The sequence below is a fragment of the Wohlfahrtiimonas sp. XWW7 genome (assembly GCF_056716055.1).
Map to the genome: position 1 here is coordinate 525,596 of NZ_CP168032.1, position 24,405 is coordinate 550,000.

Sequence of the window (24,405 nt, forward strand, 5' to 3'; positions counted from 1 at the left end):
AGAAGAGATCAGTAGCCTGCTACTTATCTCAAAGTTAGTAAAAAATAATAGTTACCAAAGAGGAAATTTAAAATGTCATACAGCACAGAACAGTTACAAGAAATCCGTCAAAAATATGTTGCTCGCGGCGTAAGCAACGGCAATCTAAACATTGCAACAAAAGCGGTCAACTCAACCATCACAACTGAAAAAGGGGAAGAGTTCATCGACTTTGCTGGCGCGATTGGTGTAATGAATGTTGGTCATAGCCATCCTAAAGTTGTGGCAGCGATCAAAGCACAAGTTGAAAACTTCACACATCCTGGTTTTAACGTAATGATGTATGAAAGCTACTTAGAATTATGTAAACGCCTATGTGAAATCACAGCAGGTGATCATGATAAGAAAGCGATTTTATTCAATACTGGTGCTGAAGCTGTTGAAAATGCTGTAAAAATTGCACGTAAATATACAGGTCGTCCAGGTGTTGTTTCTTTCTATCGCGCTTTCCATGGCCGTACAAACTTAACAATGAGCATGACAAGTAAAGTTAACCCTTATAAAGTTGGCTTTGGTCCTTTTGCTTCTGACATCTATCAAGCGCCATATCCTTATGTTTATCAGCGCCCTGCTCACATGACAGAAGATGAATATATTGATTACACAATTGCTCGTTTCAATGAATTCTTTAAAGCAACTGCATCACCAGAAAATACAGCATGTATCGTCATGGAACCCATTCAAGGTGAAGGCGGTTTTGTTGTGCCACCAAAACGCTTTGTTGAGCATGTTTATAACTTCTGTCAAAAATACGGCATTATCTTTGTTGCGGATGAAATCCAAGCAGGCTTTGCGCGTACTGGGAAATTCTTCTCTATGGAACATTTCGGCATCGTACCTGATTTGATGACAACATCTAAATCATTGGCGGCTGGTGTTCCTTTAAGTGCTGTTGTTGGCCGTGCGGATATTGTCAATGCACCAAATCCTGGTGAATTGGGTGGTACATTCTCTGGTAGCCCATTGGCATGTGCTGCTGCATTGGCTGTCATTGATGTCATTGAAGAAGAAAACTTGAATGAAAAAGCAGAAGCTTTAGGCGCTAAGTTAGAAGCATACTTAAAAGATAAGCAAAAAACTTATAATTTCATTGGTGACATTCGCCGTTTAGGTGCAATGGTTGCTGCTGAAATTGTAAAAGATCCTGCAACACGTGAACCAGATGCAGCAACAACATCTGCCATTACTAAGTTCGCCAATGAAAACGGTTTATTGTTGTTATCTGCTGGGATCAATAGCAACGTGGTTCGCTTCCTTGCTCCATTGACAATTACAGATGCAGAATTAGCAAAAGGTTTATCCATTTTAGATAATGCATTGGCATCCGTGAAATAAGCAACAAAGGATAGTTGTAATGAGTGAATTAAACGTATATAACCCCGCAACGGGGGAGCTATTGGCAACATTGCCAATGGATTCTAAAGAGATGATCGAAGCTAAGTTAAAAGCTGGCCACGATGCATTCCATACATGGCGCAATGCTTCTGTTTATGAGCGCGCGGCATTGCTTGATCGCTGGGCAGATTTAATCATCGAGCAAAAAGATGTTGTGGCTAAAATCATGACAGAAGAAAATGGTAAGCCACTGCGCGAATCATTGGGTGAAGTGATCAATGCTGTCAGTTATCTCACATGGTACGCAGAAGAAGCAAAGCGCATTTATGGTCGTACAGTGCCTGCCAATACTAACAACAAACGTATTTTAGTCACGCGCCAAGGCATTGGTTTAGTTGCTGCAATTACACCGTGGAACTTCCCTGCTGCAATGATGACGCGTAAAGCAGGACCTGCGCTTGCTGCTGGTTGTACTTTCATCGTGAAACCAGCGGAAGATACACCATTAACTATGATTAAATTAGTGGAACTGGCACATGAAGCTGGCATTCCAAAAGATGTCATTCAATGCGTTGTCGGTGTTGGTTCAGAAGTTGGCCCTGTTTTCACATCAAGTGAATATATTCGTAAAATTACATTCACAGGCTCAACGCCCGTTGGTAAACGCTTAATCAGCGAAGGTGCAAATACAGTTAAGCATATGTCGATGGAATTGGGCGGACATGCGCCTTTCATCATCTGCGAAGATGCTGATATTGATTTTGTAATTACACAAGCAATTGCATCGAAATTCCGTAATGCGGGGCAAACATGTATTTGTGCGAATCGTTTCATCGTGCATAAAAATGTTTTGGCTGAATTTACTGAGAAATTCACATTAGCAGCCAAAGCGCTTAAATTAGGCAATGGTATGGATCCTACAACAGATGTTGGTCCTTTAATTAATAAAAAAGGATTCGATAAAGTTGTAGAACAGATCGAAGATGCTAAAGCTAAAGGTGCAAAAGTTCTCGCAGGTGGTACTTCATTTGAAGATCAAGACAAGAAAACTTACTTTGTTTCACCGACAGTATTGGGCGATGTGACTTTGGATATGATGATCATGTCTGAAGAGACTTTCGGCCCTGTTGCACCAATCATTGCTTATGATGATTTAGATACAGCGTTAGAAATTGCGAACGGCACGCCATTTGGTTTAGCCGCTTACTATTTCACGAATGATTACAAACGTGGGATCTATCTACAAGATCACCTTAACTTTGGCATCATCGGTTGGAATGATGGCTTACCAACAACAGCACAAGCACCTTTCGGCGGTTTCAAAGAGAGTGGCTTAGGTCGTGAAGGCGGCATTGAAGGCATCGAGCCTTACTTAGAAACTAAATACCTATCCATCGGTAACTTATAATAATAACAATATATTTTTCCCTCAAATTTATCTGATAAACCAGCCCATTGGTTTATCAGATTTTTTTGCTTATAGTCTTAGAAAAAGTAGCTAAAATTAATGCCACATTATTTATGATTAATTCATATAAAAAAAATAGGTATGAAGTTCAACAAACCTTCATACCCATATTAATAATGAAGCTTATATCAATTTCAGCGCTTAACTGCCCTGCACTGCCATTTCAATTCCTGTATCATTTGCATCTACTGTTGCTTTTGTTTCCACTGTTTGCATCACTTCACGCACAATATATTCCGCAATCGCCATAGATGATGTCGCACCTGGCGATGGTGCATTACGAATGTGGGTAATGTTACCATCTTTCCGAATCACAAAGTCATCCACCAAGCTACCATCTTTATTCATCGCCTGTGCTCGAATACCGCGCGTTGCTGGTTTGACCGTCATTTTTGACAATGATGGTACATATTTCACACATTCATCAATGAATGTTTGCTGGCTCAATACAGTTTTAGATTCACGAATCGCCGCAGGAATATTTCTGAAAGAAAAACGCCAGAAACCTGGATAAATCAAGTAATCCGCAATATCTTTAAAGTTAAAGTTCTTACCTGTGTAATTTTCACGGCCTAAAGATAAAAACGCATTCGGGCCAATCGTCATTTTGCCATCAATACGTTTTGTAAAATGTACGCCCAAAAATGGATATTTAGGATCAGGCACAGGGTAAATCAAACCTTTGACATCGTGCGTAAAGGCATCATCCAATACAAAGTATTGCCCAAAAAATGGCACGATTCTAGGATTAGCTTCATCGCCTGAATTTTTCGCTAAACGATCAGATTGCAAACCTGCACAACTCACAGCATAGTTAAATGTTTCAGGATAAACAGAACCATCTTGTAGGATGATTTGAATCCCATCTGCATTATTTTTTATCTCTTTAACTTCGCTGCCTAACTGAATTTTACCGCCCTTTTCTGTAATATCTTTAGCAATCTGTTTTGCAATGGCTTCATAACTCACAATCGCGGTTGTGGGCGAATGAAGCGCGGCAAGCCCAATACAATTAGGCTCAACTTTTTGGATGTCATCGCCATATAACATGCAAACATCGGGCACTTCATTATCCAGTGCAATTTGATATAAACGCTTTAAGCGCTCCACTTCAACTTCCGTTAATGCCACAACCAATTTACCACATTGATCATAAGGCAAATCATTGGCTTCACAATACTCTTTCACCAAATGAACGCCACGACGACAGAGCTTTGCTTTTAAACTACCTTTTGCGTAATACAATCCTGCATGCACAACGCCCGAATTATGGCTAGTTTGATGCTGAGCAACACTGCTTTCTTTTTCAAACAATGTGACTTCAGCATCAGGATGATCAATCAATAGTTGCCTTGCAACAGCCAATCCATTAATTCCTCCGCCAATTACTGTATACTTGACAATAGACACATCAATCTCCTTTTACTTCGCGTTATACATATATGAAAAAACTAAAAAAAATAGAGAGTCTTTCTGACCAAGCATTTGATCTTCTTCGTGAAGCAATCCTCAATGGTGTTCTTGAACCTGGAAAACTGTACTCAGCAACTGAGATCGGTGAATGGATTGGTGCTTCTAGAACGCCTGTTCGCGAAGCTGCTCAACAACTCGCTGCCATCGGCTTAGTTCGTGTAGAACGCAATAAAGGTATTCGCATTCTGCCAACTTCCCTTCAAGAACTGATTGAATCTTTCCAGATTCGTTTAATGCTTGAAGTGCCTTTGATCCGTAAAGTTGCCCTCGACCGAACTGAAGAAGATCTCAATAACATCATTCGCGCTTATGATAATTTTGCTGTTGCTGCTCAAAAAGATGACGCCACAGAAACATTAAAAGCGGACAAAGAGTATCATTCTGCGTTATTAGAAGCAGCACACATCGAGCGTGCTTTAGTCATTATTGAAAATACTCGTAATGCTGTTCTTTTAACTGGGCCAAGCACCATTCCTTATTCTCGTTCTTGTATGGAAGCTTTCAACGATCACAAGCCCATTCATGAGGCAATTCTCAATCAAGACGCAGATCTAGCTGAAAATGAAATGAAACGCCATATCATTAATACTGCCAATATGCTCATTACACAAGAAGCGAAAAAAAGAGATGACTGGATTGATCCAAACCTTCTTAGTCAGTTCTCATGGATTCATAAATAATCACCATCAATCACTTATAATCACATGCTTTTTCTAAGTATTTTATAGCATAACGATTAGTTGCATGCAACACGCAATATGTAAAAAGAACCTCTATTACAGTCCATCTAGAGGTTCTTATATTTAAATCAATGCATTTATCAACCTTTCACACATACTACTTGTTTCAATGTATGTAAAATATCTACCAAATCTGATTGTGCCGCCATCACTGCATCAATATCTTTGTAAGCTTTGGGAGTTTCATCGATCACATTTTCATCTTTACGACATTCCACACCTTGTGTTGCAGCTTCGTGATCTTCTACGGTGAAAGTCTTTTTAGCAGCTGTACGGCTCATAATTCTACCCGCACCATGTGAACAACTCTTAAAGCTTTCAGGATGACCTTTACCTTGTACAATGAAGCTTCTTTCACCCATGCTGCCAGGAATAATACCTTTTTCACCCACTTCTGCTTTCACAGAGCCTTTACGGGTTACATAAATATCTTCACCAAAATGATGTTCTAACGATACATAGTTATGATGACAGTTAATGGCCTGATCTAAATAAGCATCAAACTCCACGCCTAATGCAGCCCTCGTTGCTGCAATTGTATTAACCATCATGATTTCACGATTGAATTTTGCAAAACGTTGCGCCCAATTCACCGCTTGAACATAATCATTGAAGGATGATTCACCTTCTGTGAAATAGGCTAAATCACGATGTGGTAATGACAATCCCTTAGCTAAAGCCTCCTCTTGTGCAACTTTCATAAAATAGTTACCAATCGCAGCGCCCACACCGCGCGAACCTGAATGCAACATGAACCAAACAAAACCACGCTCATCAATACATACTTCCACAAAGTGATTCCCTGTACCTAATGTGCCTAAATGCTTGTAGTGATTGGTTTTAACAAAATTAGGATACTTCCCACAAATAGCTTCAAATTCTGGCAATAACTCAGCCCATTTTTCTTGCACCAATGTTGGTGGTTTATGCCATGCGCCAGGATCACGCTCCCCAGGTTGTCGGCCATGCGGCACATATTTTTCGATCATCTGACGCAAAGGCGCTAAATCTTTAGGTAGTTGATCTTTATACAAATTTGTTTCGCACGCCATCATTCCACAACCAATATCCACGCCAACAGCCGCGGGAATAATCGCACCTTTTGTAGGAATCACAGAGCCAATCGTAGAACCTTTACCTTGATGCACATCTGGCATTGCGGCAATGTGTTTAAAAATAAATGGCAATCGCGCCGCTAAAGCCAACTGTTCTTTTGCGCCATCTTCTACTGGCACGCCTTGTACCCACATTTTTAAAGGCACACCGCCTGTTACTTGCTCTTGAATATAATGATGTTTTTGTGTCATTGTTATTTCTCTTTTTTAATCATTAAACTAGGCGATACTTTTTAACAAAAAGGTGTGAAAGGCTTGTTCTCCCTATTAAACTACGATCTTACGATCGGTGGGACTCGAACCCACATCTAGACAATGGTAATGTAATTTCACAGGCATTTAAAAAGTATCAAAACTGGATTAACACAACAAAAGGGGTAAGATATTTCAACCTTGGTTACCCAAAGCGGCAGGCTTTGAACCTGCTAATCCGATGTAATCTTACGGGCATTTGTGTTAAAAACTTGTGCGCTTCAAGCGCTTTGAATGACAGACTTCAATTAACAAGGGATGGATAAGATGCGACATAGTTTGAGATGTAATCTTATCGGCATTTAATCAAAATCTCCCAATCAAAAAGCTTGGTGTTGCACTCTTTGGACAATCTCGATCTAGAACATTGTTTGCTTCTACCAACTGAGCTACGATTTTTCAATCGGCAGGACTCGAACCTGCGACACAACATTTAATGTAGTTCTATTTGCATTCCAAAGAGTGCGATTAGCTGACAACCATTCATAAAATATTAGTATCGTGAAAGGATGTAAATCTTATGAGCATTCAGCCAATTTCCAAACAAACAGTACAACAAAAACAGTAAGATAAAAGGATTGTTTTAAGCAATGTAATCCTACTAGCATTTGTACTGAAAAATAAACTCTAAAATTAATCGTTATTAGATGTTAATTGAACATTCTCAATCACATCTACCCAATGATTGGCATCATTCCCGTTATTGGCAAAGCTTGCCATCATGTCAAACACTGCATCTGAGAAACCACCAACATTCAAAATATCAGCACCTTCCTTCGCTTGGCTCGTCACATAAGGCTGAATATCAATACAAATCAATTTAGCCTTAGGATTATTCGCTTTTAACACGCTCCACGCTTTCATGGTTTCTGTTGCGCCGTAACGCTGACTGTTAAACCATGATTCATTATCTGAGACAATGATCATCACATCTACATTCGCATGCTCTTTATTTAACTGTTTAAAAGGTACGCTGACATCTGTTCCACCACCAGAAAATCTTGCCAATTTCTGTGCATTCGTCAAAATACTATCACGAGGATTCAATGTTGCAGAATGTACATTGGTATCAAAAGGCATGATCCTTGCTTCAGGATTGTGGCGCAAAATCGCCGCAGAAATCAAAGATGCCACTTGTAAACATGTCACGGATGTTGTTGCACCTTGACGATAACCTGTCACAGGGGAAGTCATCGACCCAGAAACATCCGTGCCCACAACAACTTTCCCTGCAATCTTTGGTACATTGCTCACCGCAATTTCTAACGCATCTTGCAATGCTTCTTTAACGGCATAAGGAATATTGCTTTGATTCGCCGTCATTGTATAAGCTGATAACAATTGATAAGGCATCACGTTGGCACGCTCAATCAAAGATTGATCTGCCAATTTAGCCGCAATGTTTTTCATCATCTCAGGCAATTCAAATACACCATGACGCGCAAATGTATTTAAGTTCTGACGAACCATCTGCCATGAACCATTTTTTGCAATCGCTGCCCAAGCATCTCGATCCAAATCCAACGCTGTGAGCATTTGAAATGGCACATCTGGTACCGCTAAATTTTTTGCGGAACCATTGAGTACAGCTTTTTTATATTGCTCAAAAGCTTGTGTGATGGGCGGCAACTTTGCTTCATCAAATGGACGGCCAATCAACCATGCAAACCATTCATTTCGCCAACTTTCATTAGCTTTTGGGTGAACCATTTTTACAACATCTGCCAAGGATGGGGATTGCCCAATGGATGCATTCAATAACTGTTTTTCAGTGGCTGTTAACAACCAAGCCTGTACCAATTTTTTCGGACGTGAGCCCAATGATTGACGGCCAACAACACCGCTTCTCATAATTTGCACAAAATTACGAAGCATCTTGCCATTGTTGATCATACGATGAAAATTCTGATCCAATAATGCGCTATCTTTTGTACTGAGGATCGCTGCCAACAATGCAGGCATATCTTTCATATAGCCTTCTTCACGTGCATATATTGCAGTTTTTGCAATAAATTCTGCATCCAAATTTTGTGTCAATTCTAAGACTTTTGCTAACTGATCTTCCCCTGCTGCATAAAATGTTTGATTCATACAACCCGTTGAAGCTAACTGTGCCAATTGATGTTTTAGTGTTAATTCATAAGCCAATCCACCCGCATTATTTGTCGTGTTTGCCTTTGGCACTTGTGCACCTTTAACTGTATTAAAAATATTTAAGTTGACCATTTCTTTTACCTCTTTCATTCAACCAATCTAAAATTCATTTCGTTTAATCTTATTTAGGTAATAGCAATTGCCGTGCCAACTTTTTATTTCAATCCAAAAATTTTTATAACATAATGATAAATATATTATTTTTATAAATCACACTGAACATAAATGATTTTCAATATTTTGCGATATAATAATTTTTATAGATAAATATATATCAATCTATAAAATTGGATAGATTGATTTTAAGGAATGATTATGCAAAAGAAAAAAGTCGTGATAGGTTTTTTAGGTACACAATTAGACGCAGGATTCAGCTATAAACGCTGGCAAAAATGGCGCCCGACAGTTTCTTTAGTGATGCATGATGATTTTGATGTGGGGCGAATCGAGTTATTTTCCGCAGAGCGATATCAAGAACAAGCCAATAAAATCGAACAAGATATCGTTGAAACATCACCGCATACCATCATTAATCTAGTGCCAATGGAATTACAAGATCCGTGGGATTTTGAAGAAGTTTATTCCGCACTCTTTGATTGGGCGAATCATTACCCTTTCGATCCTGTGAATGAAGAGTATTTCGTACACATCACAACAGGTACGCACGTTGCCCAAATTTGTATGTTTTTACTGATCGAATCCCATTTAATCCCTGGAAAACTACTACAAAGCTCGCCCACATCGCGCAAAGAATCCCCTGAGAAAGGTCAATTACACTGGATTGATTTGGATTTATCTCGTTACGATAAAATCGCCGAGCGCTTCCAAGTGGAAACCAATAATGCACTTAATTTCCTCAAAAGTGGTATCCAAACACGTAATCCCAAATTTAACCAAACCATTGCTGAGATTGAGCGAGTTGCCATACATTCCACAGCACCTGTATTAATTGTTGGCCCAACGGGCGCAGGGAAATCTTTTTTGGCACGAAAAATATTTGAACTGAAAAAATCTCGCCATCAAATTACAGGAGAATTCGTAGAAGTTAACTGTGCAACATTGCGTGGTGACTCTGCAATGTCTACGTTATTTGGTCATAAAAAAGGCGCTTTCACAGGTGCTGTGGATCATCGTGCGGGCTTACTTAAAACAGCTGATCATGGCGTACTATTTTTGGATGAGATTGGTGAATTGGGTTTGGATGAACAAGCAATGCTACTTAAAGCCATAGAAGAGAAAAAATTTCTGCCTGTGGGTGCTGATCGTGAGATCAACAGTAACTTTCAATTAATTGCAGGTACCAATCGTGATTTACGAGAAGAAGTGATGCTTGGAAATTTTCGAGAAGATCTATTTGCGAGAATTAATTTATGGACTTATCCTTTACCTGGTTTATGTGATCGCCCCGAAGATATTGAGCCAAGCTTAGATTATTTATTGACGTTATCCGCTAAAGACAACGGCCATACAACTCGTTTCAATAAAGAAGCCAAAGCTCGATTTCTAAGCTTTGCAACTTCCAATAATGCACTATGGCGAGGGAACTTTCGTGATCTCACTGCAACAGTGACACGCATGACAACCCTTGCACAAAATGGCAGAATCACTCTTGAACTTGTTGAGGCTGAAATTGTTCGATTAGAATGGTTATGGCATAAACATCTCCAGCAACCAAAATCAACAGATCATTCACAAGCCTTGATAGATATCATTGGGCAAGAGGCTTTTGATGCGCTAGATCTCTTTGATCAACTCCAATTATCCTCCATCATTAGTATTTGCCAAGCAAGCAAAAATATGGCGGAAGCTGGCAGAAAACTGTTTGATCAAACTCGCCTACAGAAAACAAACCATAATGATTCTGATCGGTTACGAAAATATCTACAGAAATTCGGGATTGGTTGGGGCGATATTGTGAGGTAAACTGTCAAAATATACTTATCCATAAAAATTGATAACAAAATAAAAACTCAAGGAATGGAGACACATCAATGAAATTTTCACAAAAAATAGGACGATATTTTCTACTCTTAAGTATTGCCACGAATTTTGCTAATGCATATGAAGCAAATATTGCTATCAGCGAAGATGTAGATCGTATTAATTTTAAACCTGTATTGGTCAACAGCGACAGTCAAAAGCAAACAATTCAACTTTACACATTGGCCAATCCCTTCAACAATACGAGCAATCAGATAGTAGAAGATATTAAAAATGATTGGTTCACTTACAATGATCAACAGATTTATTATAACAAACACAGATTGCCAAATATTGATCTTGGAACATTAACACTATATATGCAATATCAATATCCCTATAAGGGATTTATGAATAATAAAATCAACGATGTTGGTATATATGCCATGGATGATCTGCAAGGCTATTATTTCTCATCAATAGGCATCACATACATTAAAGGAATAGATGCAGCAAGTTTTACGCCTCTCAATCATGTCTATGCTAAAGATAAAAATCACGTTTATTTTAAAGGTAAAATAATCAAAGAAGCAGATGCTGAAAACTTTCAAATCTTAGATGCTTCTTGGGGACATCGTACTAATCGACAGCATTACGCCAAAGATCTACAGAATGTTTATGTGAGAGGCAAGGTATTACCCAAAGCTGATCCAAAAACATTTAAATTTTACACTGATTTAGGTTTCTCACATGATGATCAATATGTATTTTTCGAGAATCAAATATTAGAAGGTTCTGATGGTAAGACTTTTAAAGTCGTTTCGGAAATCACATCATCTACAGGCGCACTATATGCCCGCGATAAAAATCAGGCTTATTATGGCAATAAAATATTAACATCAGCAGATCCTGAAACATTAGTTGGCATTACGCTTGAAGTAGCTAAAGATCATCAGCATGTTTATGATCGTGGTGAAATCATGCCGAAGATTGATGCAGAAACTTTTGAAATTATTGGCCCAAGCAATAGTAATTTTTTAAAAGACAAGAATCATGTTTACAGCATTATTTATGATAACGCACCCAATACTCTCAAAATACTCAAGCATATAGATGCTGATACTGTAAAATTTGGCCATTATACTTTTGTCAAAGATAAAAATGGTTGCTATAAAATTGATGGCAGTCAACATCCTACTTGCCAGAGATAAACAAAATATCTACCAACAAAAAAACCTCGGCAAGCCGAGGTTCTCTTTGATTCAAAATGGGTTGGGATTACATCATGCCGCCCATGCCACCCATTCCGCCCATACCACCCATATCAGGCATTGCAGGTTCATCTTTTGGTAATTCAGCAACCATACACTCAGTAGTGATGATCAATGAAGATACTGAAGCTGCGTGCTGTAATGCTGAACGAGTTACTTTAGTTGGATCTAAGATACCCATTTCAACCATATCACCGTATTGACCAGTTGCAGCGTTATAACCGAATGCATCTTTACCATCACGAACTGCATTCAATACAACATCAGCAGGCTCACCAGCATTCACAACGATTTGACGTAATGGCTCTTCCATAGCGCGTAATGCAACACGGATACCAGCGTTTTGTTCATCGTTATCACCTTTCAATTCAGAAATAGTGTTCAATACGCGAACCAACGCAACACCACCACCAGGTACAACACCTTCTTCAACTGCTGCACGCGTTGCATGTAATGCATCTTCTACGCGAGCTTTCTTCTCTTTCATTTCAACTTCAGTTGCAGCACCTACACGAATTACAGCAACACCGCCTGCTAATTTAGCAACGCGTTCTTGTAATTTTTCGCGATCATAATCAGAAGTTGCTTCTTCCATTTGAATGCGGATTTGATCAACACGACCTTTAATGTCAGCAACATTGCCAGCACCATCAATGATCGTTGTATCTTCTTTAGATACAACCACACGTTTTGCGCTACCTAAATCTTCTAAAGTTGCTTTTTCCAATGACATACCGATTTCTTCAGAAATTACAGTACCGCCAGTCAATACAGCGATGTCTTGTAACATTGCTTTACGACGATCACCGAAACCAGGTGCTTTAACTGCAGCAACTTTAACAATACCGCGCATGTTGTTGATGACCAATGTTGCCAATGCTTCACCTTCAACATCTTCAGCAACGATCAACAATGGACGACCTGTTTTTGCTACAGCTTCTAAAACTGTCAACATTTCGCGAATGTTAGAAATTTTCTTATCACAGATCAAGATCAATGGGTTGTCTAATTCAGCAGCCATTGATTGTTGATTGTTGATGAAGTAAGGAGACAAGTAACCACGATCAAATTGCATACCGTCAACTGTTGTTAAATCGTTCTCTAAACCAGAACCTTCTTCAACAGTGATTACGCCTTCTTTACCTACTTTAGCCATTGCATCAGCGATGATTTTACCGATCTCTTCATCAGAGTTCGCAGAAATCGTACCCACTTGTGCGATTGATTTATCATCAGAACATGGTTTAGAAATTGCTTTCAATTCAGCAACTGCTGCTGCAACTGCTTTATCGATACCACGTTTGATATCCATTGGGTTCATACCAGCAGATACAGCTTTCATACCTTCACGTACGATTGCTTGTGCCAATACTGTTGCAGTTGTTGTACCGTCGCCCGCGATGTCAGAAGTTTTTGAAGAAACTTCTTTAACCATTTGTGCGCCCATGTTTTCGAATTTGTCTTCTAAAACGATCTCTTTAGCAACTGACACACCATCTTTAGTGATTGTAGGTGCGCCAAAGCTTTTTTCTAAAACTACGTTACGACCTTTTGGTCCTAAAGTTACTTTTACTGCGTTTGCTAAAGTGTTAACACCTTTAACCATGCGTGAACGTGCATCATCGCCAAAACGTACTTCTTTTGCTGACATACTAAATACCTCTAAAAGTTAAAATATTTTCTATAAATTCGTCAAATCAAGGTGATTCTGAATTAACCTTCGATCACTGCCATGATTTCGTCTTCACGCATTACGATGAAATCTTCATCGCCGAACTTAACTTCAGAACCTGAATATTTACCGAATAAAACTTCGTCGCCTACTTTTACATCAACTGCTTTAACTTGGCCATTATCCAAAGTTTTACCAGTACCTACAGCAATTACTTTACCGCGAGCTGGTTTTTCAGTCGCTGAACCAGGCAATACGATACCGCCTGCTGATGTTGTTTCTTCTTCAACACGCTTAATGATAACGCGATCATGTAATGGACGTAATTTCATAGTGATATCCTCAAAAATAAATAATAACGAAATAGTTTCGTTTTGGTATAAAACTTAACAGAAACTACTATGGGGCTTTTATTTTTATTTTCAAGCGGCCTTAACGATTTTTTTATGATATTTGATGCATTAATAGACATTACACAAATAAAAAAAATTGTATTATTTTATGCCTTGTCTTGAACTTTTTACTTAAGGCTCACCGAATTATGCATCATCTTTACTATTCGTTGGATCAAGTGATTGTAGAAATCCCAATGAATTATGGTCAATATCTTGGCCTCAAATCCTTACTCTTTATCACTTTTATGTTTATTGTATTACTCACACTATGTAAAACACTGATTAAAGATCAATTGAAATTTTCCCTATTATATAAACGCGCTTTGATCATCTTTGGTTGTGGTATCGCAAGCTATGGCACGATCAATGCTGCTGAATATATTCATAAAAAAGAGCTGTTTGAAATGAACAAAATTCGTAGCGATGTTCTAACAGAACAACTCATCTACTCTGTTAAAAAAGATCGCCCCTATACTATTTATGAAAGCAACTTATCACGCACCAACAATCATCAAATACTGGATCACATTCGTGGCGATGATATGATTCCAGATGATGAATACAAACGCAGCTTTAATCTCGCAAAACGCACATTACTCGCCATAGAAAAAAGTTCATTATACGAATACTCTACGGGAATTAATGATCCCGATATATGTCAAAAAGATCAGCTTAACCAACTCTATCGCTGCCAAACACAATTAATCAAACCCAATGGTGCAAAACTTTATCTGCAAGCCATCGTATATGCAGAACCCAAAGCTTATCAGGATTATCTGCGCTTTGGGTTCCGAGATTAACATCATGGTTCAATATAATTTTTACCGAATTTCTTTGATTTTTAATAACCTCAAGGCATTTAATACAACCAAAATACTTGTGCCAACATCAGCCAATACTGCCATCCACATATAAGCATGGCCCGTGATTGCTAATGCTAAAAAGACTGCTTTTACTGCGATTGAAAAAATGATGTTATATCGGATGATCGTCATAGTTTTATCTGCAATATTTAAGAAATTGGGTAATTTCATTAAATCATCATCCATAATCGCAACATCCGCTGTTTCAATCGCTGTGTCGCTACCAATGGAACCCATTGCAAAACCGATATCTGCTTTTGCTAACGCTGGCGCATCATTGATGCCATCGCCGATCATACCAATCGAGCCTTTGTTTTTTTGGAAATCATCCACAAAAATCATTTTATCTTCTGGCAATTGATCTCCTCGCGCTGTCGTTAAGCTCACAGTTTGAGCCACTTGATCAACAGTTTGCTGACGATCACCTGATAACATTACCAACTGTAATCCACGTGCTTTCAATAACTCTAGTGCGCGTACACTCGTTGCCTTCACACCATCTTCTAATACAAATAATGCTAATAGTTCTTGTTCATTCGCCAACATTAAAACTGAATGTGCACGATCTTTAAACGCCACCAATGCTTCATCTGCTTTAGTGAGATCGATATTATTCGCCAGCATTAATTTGGCATTACCTAAATAATATTGCTCAGCATTCATCATGCCTTTTGTGCCATGCCCGAGAATTGCCTCAAAACTTTCAACATTTTGAGCAGATATATTTTGTGCTTGGTAGAAAGTGACAATCGCTTTAGAGATTGGATGATCCGATCTTGCAGCTAAACTCATCGCAAGGCTTGCTGTTTTCTCATCTTGAGTAAAGATAAAGCTTTCTACAACTTGTGGCTTACCTTCTGTGATTGTGCCTGTTTTATCAAATGCTAAACCTTTCAAATGACTTGCGGATTCTAAATAAGAACCTCCTTTGATCAAAATACCTTGGCGCGCTGCTGTGGTTAAACCGCTCACAATCGCAACTGGTGTTGAAATCACCAAAGCACAAGGGCAAGCAATGATCAAAATCACCAATGCGTTATAGATACTTTGTAACCATGTGAAATCAAACAATGGTGAAACCAACGCAACTAAAATGGCAAAGACAAAAACAATCGGTGTATAAATTGCTGAGAATCGATCAATAAAACGTTCTGTTTCCGATTTATTGCCTTGCGCCTGCTCGATTGTGCGCGCAATTTTACGAAGTGTTGAATTCTCTGCCGTTGTTGTGGTTTTAAATTCAATTTCGCCTTCTTGGTTGATACTACCAGCATAAACCTTATCGCCTACGGTTTTATCAATCGGTAAGCTTTCACCAGTAATGGGTGATTCATCAATACTTGAGCTACCTTTAATAATTTCACCATCCAAAGCAAAACGCTCACCTGGCATCACACGAATGATGGAATTCAAAGCAATATCATCCGTTGCTTTTAACACAAAGTTGCCATTTTCCTGCACCAATGATTCATCTGGCGCTAATGATAACAATCCTTCGATGGCATTGCGTGCACGATCTAAAGAGCGCGCCTCCAAAACTTCAGAAATGGTAAACAAAACCATCACCATCGCCGCTTCAGGGAATTCACCGATCAAAATCGCACCAGTCACAGCAACGCTCATTAATGCATTGATGTTCAGTTTTTTATTTTTAATGGCAATCCAGCCTTTCACGTAAGTTTCATGCCCACATAAAACAATCGCCAAAATTGCCAATAACGATACAAACCAAAGATTATCCTCGGAATGACCATTCAACAAACTGATTAATTCTGCGGTGATTGCAAGCACACCTGAAATCCCTAATAACCAATATCTTTTGACCATATTTTTAGGTGCAGGTGCTTCGGTACCTTGAGGAACCGCATTCATGCCCAATGATTTAATTGCGCTGATAATATCCTCCAAATCACCTTTATATACAAGATGTAATTGGCGTTGGATCAGATTAAATTGCATCTCATGGATTTCAGGCATTTTGTCGAATTTCTGACGAATTAACTGCTCTTCCACAGGACAATCCATCTCGTTAATGGTCAAAATGGTCGAAGAATAGCCATCTGGGATTGCGCTAAGTTGAATCTTTTTGTCAACAATATCCCCATCTTGTCCACAACAACTTGTGGATAACTCTCCATTCTGATGCTCAACTTCATGGCTGCAACATGAATCAGCTTTATGCTCATGTTTATGATCTTTTTCGTGGATATGATCTTGATGTTTCATAACAAACTCCTTTCGAGAGCGAATACTATAATATGTGATATAGTAAACACCTTAAAGTAACTATAAGGTCAAGCAATAAGGAGAATTCATATGAATATTGGCCGATTATCACAATTAACAGGAGTTTCTACTGAAACTATTCGTTACTATGAAAAAGAACAGTTAATGCCGCCAGCGGAGCGCTCTGCCAATAATTATCGTGTTTATAACCAACAACATCTTGAGCGTTTAACTTTCATTAAAAATTGTCGATCTTTCGATATGACCCATGAAGAAATTCATCAGATTTTAAATGAAGTGAATCAACCCAATAGTGATTGCAGTGCGATCAATCATATTATCAAAGGTCATTTAGCGCATTTAAATGAACGCATCCAAGAATTATTGCATCTCAAAGAAAAACTCACAGATATTGAAAAACGCTGCCGTAGCGCACATACTGCGGACAATTGTTCTATCATTAAAGATATTGCAAATTTAGAAAACATCCCAACTCGCAATACACATTTGGGTTAATTCAACAAAATAATGGAGACAATATTCAATGGAACGTGCAATTTTAGCAGGTGGGTGCTTCTGGGGAATGCAAGATTTAATCCGTAAACTACCTGGGATAGAAAATACCCGAGTTGGCTATACAGGCGGTGATATTGCTAATGCTACTTATCGCAATCATGGTACACATGCTGAAGGAATAGAAATCCTTTTTGATCCCAATATCATCACTTATCGACAATTATTAGAATTCTTCTTCCAAATTCATGATCCAACTACATTGAATAGACAAGGTAATGATATCGGCACAAGCTATAGATCAGGGATTTTTTACACTTCCGAAGCTCAACTTAATACTATCCATAAGATCATTCAAGAGATTGAAGCTTCAAATATCTGGCCAGGAAAAATCCAAACTGAAATCAGTGAAGCAGGAGATTTTTGGGAGGCTGAACCTGAGCATCAGGATTATTTAGAGCGCTACCCAACAGGCTATACATGTCACTATATTCGTCCAAATTGGATATTACCCCAAAATTAACACCCACAAAAAAGGCGCTCAAAGCGCCTTTTCATCAGTTAGCTAAACAATATTACTTGTACTAATTATTCGTATAAGTAACGAGCAATCATCGTCATCTCATCAACAGGACCGATATTTGTATGAACGATATAACCTGAACCACGAGCAACATCGATCACTTCACCTTTATCATTCTTCATTTCACCCAACACAACTTCACGGTTACCATGTTGATTAATGATCTCAATGCGATCTCCTGTTGCAAACTTGTTCTTAGCTTCTAATACTGTGATACCAGTTTCAGGATCGTATGATTTTACTTCTGCAACATATTGTTGACGAGAATGAATACTATTACCTGTTAAGTAGTTTTGGTAAGCATGTGGCATATGGCGTTGTAAGAAGCCTTCTGTATAACCACGATTTGCTAAACCATCTAACTTGCCATATAACTCAGGATTGAATTCACGGCCTGCAACAGCATCTTCAATTGCTTGACGATACAATTGTGCTGTACGTGCAACGTAATAAGGTGATTTTGTACGACCTTCGATTTTCAATGAATCAACACCAATTTCAATCAAACGCTGAACATGGTGAATTGCACGCAAATCACGTGAGTTCATGATGTATGTGCCATTTTCATCTTCGCTGATTTCCATCCATTCGCCTTTACGTTGGCTATTTTCTTGGATCAAATATGAGCGATCAGCTTCAGGATGAGGATTGTAACCTTCAGGCGCATCAAATGCTGAACGATTCAATTCATCTTGAAGATATTTCATTGGATCATCAGATTCTTTAGGCTGAACATGATTGCTACCGCCAGTATAGATATTCACTAAATCAGCATTCTTAGGTACTAACTCGCCTTCTGCTGTTTCTTTCGCATCCGTTAAACCATAATTCCAACGACAAGCATTTGTGCAAGTGCCTTGGTTTGCATCACGGTGATTAAAATAACCTGATAACAAACAACGACCTGAATATGCGATACACAATGCACCATGAACGAATACTTCCAATTCCATATCTGGACATTCTTGACGAATTTCATGGATTTCATTCAATGATAATTCACGAGATAAAATTACACGCGTTAAACCTTGCTTCTGCCAGAATTTAACAGTTGCACTATTTACCGCATTCGATTGTACAGACAAGTGAATGTCCATTTCTGGCCAGCGCTCACGAACCATCATGATTAAACCAGGATCCGCCATGATTAAAGCATCTGGTCCTAATTCAATGATGGGCGCTAAATCATCTACGAATGTTTTAAGCTTTGCACCATGCGGCATTGTATTCAATGCAACAAATAACTTTTTACCATGTTCATGAGCATAATCGATACCCATTTTCATGCGCTCTTCATTTTTGAAATCATTATTACGCACGCGCAAACTATAACGAGGTAAACCCGCATAAACAGCATCTGCGCCATATGCAAATGCATAACGTAAATTTTCAAATGTGCCCGCAGGCGCTAACAATTCAACTTGTCGTTTTGTCATAAAAATTATCCTTTCAGGGGATGAAGGCATATAGCCAAAAGGCGAATATTATACCTGAAAAATAATTTATTGCTCCTGCTTTAACTTCGTGAAATATTTCACGATGACAAAATAAGCAATGGTGCCATAAGCTGCAATCAATACAATTAAATTCATCAATTGAGACTTAACATGCTCTAATGTTGCGCCCATCTGATTCAAATGCACCAATCCTTCTATTGCTGATGTTGATGGTAATATTTTGCCAATGACGATAAATAAATCTGGCATCAAATATTGTGGCCATGACATTCCCGAGAAAAAGAAGAAAATCATGCTAAATGGCAAAATCAATAAAAAGATATTATCCATTTTCTTAAATAGTGCCGACATGCCTAAAGCCAACATAATCACAGCACTCAAAAAGAAAAATCCAAATACTGCTAAATCAATGATGCTACTTAATCTCGGTAATTGATACCACGAAGGTGCAAATAACATAAAAATCCAATAACCAAACGACGCATAGAAAAGATACGCGACATATTTACCAAACAAGGCGGCAAAGCCTAATTTTCCTATGGATAATGAAGTTTGTTTAACTAAATCTAAATCAAATTGTGAACGTCTACTTAACACGCAAGCCAACATAATCCCCAACCAGAAGCTTTGATGTAATATCAACACATATGCAGGTGGAATAATGTAAGTTGCATAACCCGCTTGCGGATTAAATAACTGTACATTTACAGGATTAAAAGGTGCGCTATTCCCCATAGCAATGGCAGGATCTACGCCCATCGCGATCTGTTTATCCACCAAAATATTACGATTCATTGCCATCACAACCGAAGAAACTGCCGTTGCTGCGCTGTTATAAATCATCACATAACTTGCATCACCATAAAATACAACTGCATCTCGATGACCTTTTAAGATATTTTGCTCAAACTCGAAAGGAATGACGATAATCCCATAAATTTTGCGCTGTTTGAGCAGTTCTTTAGCTTCACCAATATTTTCAACTTCATCTACAATTTTTAAGGAATCTGTCGCGTCTAAATTACGCAATAATTCACGGCTCATTGTCGTTTGATTTTGATCCATCACAGCGATTGGTACATCACGCACTTCTTCATTATTATATGGGATCGGATAGAAGAAAAAATAAGTCACCAATCCCATAATCAACACAGATGTCACTTCTTTAATACGAAATATCTGCTTGAGCTCATTGAGCATCACGGCTAAAAAAGTTTTAAACATTTTTTGCCTCCTGTTTCTTTAGCAATGTGATTTTCAACACGATTAATCCATAAGCAACGATCCCAATTAACATCATGGCAATGATCGATTTCAACGATGTTAACAACCCTGCATCACGCAATGTTTGATCCAATCTTGCTTCGATATACCATGTGATGGGTAAAATTGCTCCCCAAATTTGAGCAAACATATCCATCGATAGCCTTGGATAAAATAAACCTGTAAAACCAAATGCAGGTGATGCAAAAATACTCACTGAGCCATAATTTAAAGATCTTTGAGGCAGCCATAATGTAAAAACAATTGCACACAAAGATGCGCTAACAATGAATACAAAAGATGCCAATATCTGTAAAAGCACTGATCCAGTAAACGGTAAATCAAAGAATGTGATTAATCCAATATCTAAGATGAACAATGACATAATAAAGATCAATGTATAAGGCGCAATCTTATTCACCACAAATTGGAAAATGCTGTCATTATTCATGCGCAATATTCCCAAAATACCAAGATTGCCATATTTATCCTGAACTGTTGTATATGCGATCGACATCATTACAATAATTTGTAACAACGTTGGCACAATGCCATTAACTAATGTGTATGTATAGTTCAATGTTGGGTTAAAGACAGGATGCATATCCGTTGCAATTGGAGATAATTCTTGCATGGCTAATTGTGCCGTGATGCCTTGAGTGCTTAGTTTATCTGCTTGCATAGTCAATAAGCTTGTACCAAATGCTTGCATATAACCTACACTTAAAGTATTACCAAGCGCCATATATTGCAAGTTACTGAAACCTGTAATTTCTGGTTGTAAATTACCCAACATATGTTTCTCAAAATCAGTGGGTATCAATACTATGCCGAAGATATCACCTTTCAATAAAGCTGATTTTGCATCATGAAGATTATCATTTCGCATAGCAACATTCACGGAAGGCGCAGCAGAAACATCTTGAATCAATGCTCGAGATGCTTGCGTTTTATCCAAATCTACGACAGAAATTGGCACTTTGGTGATCACTTCGGCATTAAACATATACATCATGCCAAAAATAATAATCAAAGGATAAAAGAAAACTGAAGCCATTAAAGGCTTTGTTTTCGATATGATTTTAAATTCACGCCAAAATGCGAAGAAAAAATTATTTTTCATAGACATACCGCCCAATTATTGAGCTTTACGCGTATTCCATTTTGCAATTACGCTCATTCCTGGGCGTAAAGTCGCCAACTTATTCACAGGTTTTGCACGCACTTCAAAAGTTCGCAAGTCAAACTCACCCGTTGCTTTCGTTGCGCGCCAATTAGCATATTGCCCCAATGCATTTAAAGCTGTAATTTTCACTTCTATAGTTTCTTGTAATGCTGGAATTTCCACCTCAAAAATATCACCAATTTTTGCAGCTTCCAAAAAGTCTTCACGAATATTGAATGTTACCCACATATCACTTAAATCAATCAATGAATATAACGGTGTACCTGGATTATATAATTGGCCAACTTCTGCAACTTTTGCTGTTACTTGCCCTGGAGCTGTCGCTTTAACAATCAAAGTTTCTACATCTGTATTCACTTGATTCATAGATGCTTTTGCCTGTGCCACTTGTGCATCTGCCAAATGTTTAGTTTCAATGCTTGCACCATTTTCAGCCAGCTGTAAGCTTGCTTCTGCTGCTAGTTTTTCCTTTAATGCAACTTCATAACTTGTTTTAGTTTCATCAAAAACTTGTTGCGACACGCCACCTTTTGCAATTGCTTTTTGTACACGATCAAAACTCTGTTTTGCCAATGTCACGCCATCTTCCGCTGATGCTAATAATGCTTTTTGAATTTCAATTTGTTCAGGTCTCGTACTATATGCCACATTACGATTAGCAACTGCCACGTTATATTGTGCCTCGGCTGTGATTTGCTGGGCCAACAAAGCTGGATTTTCAAGAATAACTAAAGTATCTCCCTCTTTAACATTATCACCCAAATCAAAGAAAATCTCTTTTGCTCGTCCTTGAACACGTACTGAAATATCAACACGATTAGCTTCAACTTCTCCCTGAATCACAAATTCTTTCTGTTGATGTGAAACAAGATAGAGCACTATAACCAATCCTACTAATAAAATACCTAAACCTAATAATGTACGTGTCATTTTTTGCATAATACTTTCCTAAATTATTTTAATCTTTGGGTTATATCGTTACAGTATAGAACATTTATTGTTATTTGATATCTTTTCTCAGATTTTCTTTCACACAAAGAAAAAGCCCACTCAATGAGTGGGCTATTCATGTTAGACCCTGGAGATGACCTACTTTCACATGGGGAGGCCCCACACTATCATCGGCGCAGCTACGTTTCACTTCTGAGTTCGGAATGGATTCAGGTGGTACCATAGCGCTATTGTCTCCAGGAAAACTGGTGGTTGGATGTTATTATCAACACCGCAACAGCATTCTTTGGTTTAGTTGGTTAGCTTTCGCTTGCGTCGTATATCGACATTATTGTGTTACAATTCTGAGACCTATTATATGGTCAAGCCTCACGGGTCATTAGTATTGGTTAGCTCAATGCATTACTGCACTTACACACCCAACCTATCAACGTCGTAGTCTCCGACGGACCTTTAGAGAGGTTAAACCTCTAGGGAAATCTAATCTTAGGGTGGGCTTCCCGCTTAGATGCTTTCAGCGGTTATCCCGTCCGTATTTAGCTACCCGGCAATGCCATTGGCATGACAACCGGAACACCAGAGATACGTCCACTTCGGTCCTCTCGTACTAGAAGAAGCTCCCTTCAAATTTCCAACGCCCACGGCAGATAGGGACCGAACTGTCTCACGACGTTCTGAACCCAACTCGCGTACCACTTTAAATGGCGAACAGCCATACCCTTGGGACCGACTACAGCCCCAGGATGTGATGAGTCGACATCGAGGTGCCAAACTCCGCCGTCGATATGGACTCTTGGGCGGAATCAGCCTGTTATCCCCGGAGTACCTTTTATCCGTTGAGCGATGGCCTTTCCATACAGAACCACCGGATCACTAAAACCTACTTTCGTACCTGCTCGACTTGTCTGTCTCGCAGTCAAGCACCCTTATGCTTTTGCACTCAAAAGCGCGATTTCCGACCGCGCTGAGGGTACCTTCGCACTCCTCCGTTACTCTTTCGGAGGAGACCGCCCCAGTCAAACTACCCACCATGCAATGTCCCCGATCCAGATAATGGACCTAGGTTAGAATTTCAAATATTTCAGGGTGGTATTTCAAGGATGGCTCCACTCAAACTGGCGTCTGAGTTTCAAAGCCTCCCACCTATCCTACACAAAAAGATTCAAAATCCACTGCAAAGCTATAGTAAAGGTTCACGGGGTCTTTCCGTCTTGCCGCGGGTACACCGCATCTTCACGGTGATTTCAATTTCACTGAGTCTCGGGTGGAGACAGTGTGGCCATCATTACGCCATTCGTGCAGGTCGGAACTTACCCGACAAGGAATTTCGCTACCTTAGGACCGTTATAGTTACGGCCGCCGTTTACTGGGGCTTCGATCAAGAGCTTCGCGTTACCGCTAACCCCATCAATTAACCTTCCAGCACCGGGCAGGCGTCAGACCCTATACTTCCACTTTCGTGTTTGCAGAGTCCTGTGTTTTTGATAAACAGTTGCAGCCACCTTTTCACTGCGGCCCTCTCAAGCTTA

The 24,405-nt window shown here is 39.0% G+C and carries 18 protein-coding genes and 2 rRNA genes (1 of these 20 running past the window's edge); 8 read left to right on the plus strand and 12 right to left on the minus strand.

Going from position 1 to position 24,405, the window contains the following annotated elements; genetic code table 11:
* Positions 1-72: 72 nt before the first annotated feature.
* Positions 73-1,374 (plus strand): 4-aminobutyrate--2-oxoglutarate transaminase, encoded by a 1,302-nt coding sequence (gabT, locus tag ACA100_RS02640; protein WP_481078462.1) that lies wholly within the window; start codon positions 73-75, stop codon positions 1,372-1,374.
* A gap of 19 nt (positions 1,375-1,393) precedes the next feature.
* Positions 1,394-2,782 carry an NAD-dependent succinate-semialdehyde dehydrogenase gene (locus ACA100_RS02645; RefSeq protein WP_481078463.1) on the plus strand — a complete coding sequence of 463 codons (1,389 nt, stop codon included), beginning with the start codon at positions 1,394-1,396 and terminating at the stop codon, positions 2,780-2,782.
* Between the two features lie 201 nt (positions 2,783-2,983).
* Here the strand turns inward: ACA100_RS02645 and lhgO are convergent, their stop codons facing one another.
* Positions 2,984-4,252 (minus strand): L-2-hydroxyglutarate oxidase, encoded by a 1,269-nt coding sequence (gene lhgO, locus ACA100_RS02650; RefSeq protein ID WP_481078464.1) that lies wholly within the window; start codon positions 4,250-4,252, stop codon positions 2,984-2,986.
* Positions 4,253-4,284: 32 nt separating this feature from the next.
* Here lhgO and ACA100_RS02655 point away from each other — a divergent pair, with 32 nt between their 5' ends.
* A complete protein-coding gene (locus ACA100_RS02655) occupies positions 4,285-4,995 on the plus strand; it encodes a GntR family transcriptional regulator (RefSeq protein WP_481078465.1) in 711 nt (236 codons plus the stop codon).
* 140 nt (positions 4,996-5,135) lie between these two features.
* On the opposite strand, the gene ACA100_RS02660 is transcribed toward ACA100_RS02655, so the two are convergent.
* Positions 5,136-6,362 (minus strand): RtcB family protein, encoded by a 1,227-nt coding sequence (locus tag ACA100_RS02660; RefSeq protein WP_481078466.1) that lies wholly within the window; start codon positions 6,360-6,362, stop codon positions 5,136-5,138.
* A 693-nt stretch (positions 6,363-7,055) separates the two neighbouring features.
* Positions 7,056-8,648: a vWA domain-containing protein gene (locus ACA100_RS02665; protein WP_481078467.1), complete on the minus strand. Its 1,593-nt coding sequence runs from the start codon at positions 8,646-8,648 to the stop codon at positions 7,056-7,058.
* Positions 8,649-8,891: 243 nt separating this feature from the next.
* Between ACA100_RS02665 and rtcR the strand changes: the two genes are divergently transcribed.
* Positions 8,892-10,499 (plus strand): RNA repair transcriptional activator RtcR, encoded by a 1,608-nt coding sequence (gene rtcR, locus ACA100_RS02670; RefSeq protein WP_481078468.1) that lies wholly within the window; start codon positions 8,892-8,894, stop codon positions 10,497-10,499.
* Positions 10,500-10,567: 68 nt separating this feature from the next.
* The gene (locus ACA100_RS02675; RefSeq protein WP_481078469.1) at positions 10,568-11,707 is read left to right on the plus strand and encodes a DKNYY domain-containing protein; all 1,140 of its coding nucleotides are present in this window, start codon (positions 10,568-10,570) and stop codon (positions 11,705-11,707) included.
* 67 nt (positions 11,708-11,774) lie between these two features.
* On the opposite strand, the gene groL is transcribed toward ACA100_RS02675, so the two are convergent.
* Together groL and groES are read right to left on the minus strand one after the other, a co-directional pair.
* Positions 11,775-13,418 (minus strand): chaperonin GroEL, encoded by a 1,644-nt coding sequence (groL, locus tag ACA100_RS02680; RefSeq protein ID WP_481078470.1) that lies wholly within the window; start codon positions 13,416-13,418, stop codon positions 11,775-11,777.
* A 62-nt stretch (positions 13,419-13,480) separates the two neighbouring features.
* Positions 13,481-13,771, minus strand: coding sequence for a co-chaperone GroES (groES, locus tag ACA100_RS02685; protein ID WP_481078471.1), 291 nt, complete (start codon positions 13,769-13,771; stop codon positions 13,481-13,483).
* A gap of 209 nt (positions 13,772-13,980) precedes the next feature.
* On the opposite strand from groES, the gene ACA100_RS02690 reads away from it, so the two are divergent.
* Complete coding sequence (locus ACA100_RS02690; protein WP_481078472.1) at positions 13,981-14,634, plus strand: hypothetical protein; 654 nt, start codon at positions 13,981-13,983, stop codon at positions 14,632-14,634.
* A 21-nt stretch (positions 14,635-14,655) separates the two neighbouring features.
* Here ACA100_RS02690 and ACA100_RS02695 read toward each other — a convergent pair whose 3' ends face one another.
* Positions 14,656-16,923: a heavy metal translocating P-type ATPase gene (locus ACA100_RS02695; protein WP_481078473.1), complete on the minus strand. Its 2,268-nt coding sequence runs from the start codon at positions 16,921-16,923 to the stop codon at positions 14,656-14,658.
* A gap of 90 nt (positions 16,924-17,013) precedes the next feature.
* Here ACA100_RS02695 and cadR point away from each other — a divergent pair, with 90 nt between their 5' ends.
* Both cadR and msrA read left to right on the plus strand, forming a co-directional pair.
* A complete protein-coding gene (gene cadR / locus ACA100_RS02700) occupies positions 17,014-17,439 on the plus strand; it encodes a Cd(II)/Pb(II)-responsive transcriptional regulator (protein WP_481078474.1) in 426 nt (141 codons plus the stop codon).
* 28 nt (positions 17,440-17,467) lie between these two features.
* Complete coding sequence (msrA, locus tag ACA100_RS02705; protein ID WP_481078475.1) at positions 17,468-17,959, plus strand: peptide-methionine (S)-S-oxide reductase MsrA; 492 nt, start codon at positions 17,468-17,470, stop codon at positions 17,957-17,959.
* Between the two features lie 65 nt (positions 17,960-18,024).
* On the opposite strand, the gene trhP is transcribed toward msrA, so the two are convergent.
* The 6 genes from trhP to ACA100_RS02735 all read right to left on the minus strand — a co-directional run.
* The gene (trhP, locus tag ACA100_RS02710) at positions 18,025-19,455 is read right to left on the minus strand and encodes a prephenate-dependent tRNA uridine(34) hydroxylase TrhP (protein WP_481078476.1); all 1,431 of its coding nucleotides are present in this window, start codon (positions 19,453-19,455) and stop codon (positions 18,025-18,027) included.
* A gap of 66 nt (positions 19,456-19,521) precedes the next feature.
* On the minus strand, positions 19,522-20,700 hold the full coding sequence (locus tag ACA100_RS02715; RefSeq protein WP_481078477.1) for an ABC transporter permease: 1,179 nt from the start codon (positions 20,698-20,700) through the stop codon (positions 19,522-19,524).
* The gene (locus ACA100_RS02720) at positions 20,693-21,862 is read right to left on the minus strand and encodes an ABC transporter permease (protein ID WP_481078478.1); all 1,170 of its coding nucleotides are present in this window, start codon (positions 21,860-21,862) and stop codon (positions 20,693-20,695) included. The genes ACA100_RS02715 and ACA100_RS02720 overlap by 8 nt, the downstream gene beginning before the upstream one ends.
* Before the next feature lie 15 nt (positions 21,863-21,877).
* Entirely contained in the window at positions 21,878-22,864 is a 987-nt protein-coding gene (locus ACA100_RS02725; RefSeq protein WP_481078479.1) for an HlyD family secretion protein, read from the minus strand.
* 137 nt (positions 22,865-23,001) lie between these two features.
* Positions 23,002-23,117, minus strand: a 5S ribosomal RNA gene (gene rrf, locus ACA100_RS02730).
* A 117-nt stretch (positions 23,118-23,234) separates the two neighbouring features.
* Positions 23,235-24,405 (minus strand): 23S ribosomal RNA (locus ACA100_RS02735) (it continues 1,738 nt past the right edge of the window).

Coding starts and splice junctions, on each gene's coding strand:
- gabT (WP_481078462.1), top strand. CDS start 73: ATGTCATACAGCACAGAACAGTTACAAGAAATCCGTCAAAAATATGTT.
- ACA100_RS02645 (WP_481078463.1), top strand. CDS start 1,394: ATGAGTGAATTAAACGTATATAACCCCGCAACGGGGGAGCTATTGGCA.
- ACA100_RS02655 (WP_481078465.1), top strand. CDS start 4,285: ATGAAAAAACTAAAAAAAATAGAGAGTCTTTCTGACCAAGCATTTGAT.
- ACA100_RS02660 (WP_481078466.1), bottom strand. CDS start 6,362: ATGACACAAAAACATCATTATATTCAAGAGCAAGTAACAGGCGGTGTG.
- ACA100_RS02665 (WP_481078467.1), bottom strand. CDS start 8,648: ATGGTCAACTTAAATATTTTTAATACAGTTAAAGGTGCACAAGTGCCA.
- rtcR (WP_481078468.1), top strand. CDS start 8,892: ATGCAAAAGAAAAAAGTCGTGATAGGTTTTTTAGGTACACAATTAGAC.
- ACA100_RS02675 (WP_481078469.1), top strand. CDS start 10,568: ATGAAATTTTCACAAAAAATAGGACGATATTTTCTACTCTTAAGTATT.
- groL (WP_481078470.1), bottom strand. CDS start 13,418: ATGTCAGCAAAAGAAGTACGTTTTGGCGATGATGCACGTTCACGCATG.
- groES (WP_481078471.1), bottom strand. CDS start 13,771: ATGAAATTACGTCCATTACATGATCGCGTTATCATTAAGCGTGTTGAA.
- ACA100_RS02690 (WP_481078472.1), top strand. CDS start 13,981: ATGCATCATCTTTACTATTCGTTGGATCAAGTGATTGTAGAAATCCCA.
- ACA100_RS02695 (WP_481078473.1), bottom strand. CDS start 16,923: ATGAAACATCAAGATCATATCCACGAAAAAGATCATAAACATGAGCAT.
- cadR (WP_481078474.1), top strand. CDS start 17,014: ATGAATATTGGCCGATTATCACAATTAACAGGAGTTTCTACTGAAACT.
- msrA (WP_481078475.1), top strand. CDS start 17,468: ATGGAACGTGCAATTTTAGCAGGTGGGTGCTTCTGGGGAATGCAAGAT.
- trhP (WP_481078476.1), bottom strand. CDS start 19,455: ATGACAAAACGACAAGTTGAATTGTTAGCGCCTGCGGGCACATTTGAA.
- ACA100_RS02715 (WP_481078477.1), bottom strand. CDS start 20,700: ATGTTTAAAACTTTTTTAGCCGTGATGCTCAATGAGCTCAAGCAGATA.
- ACA100_RS02720 (WP_481078478.1), bottom strand. CDS start 21,862: ATGAAAAATAATTTTTTCTTCGCATTTTGGCGTGAATTTAAAATCATA.
- ACA100_RS02725 (WP_481078479.1), bottom strand. CDS start 22,864: ATGCAAAAAATGACACGTACATTATTAGGTTTAGGTATTTTATTAGTA.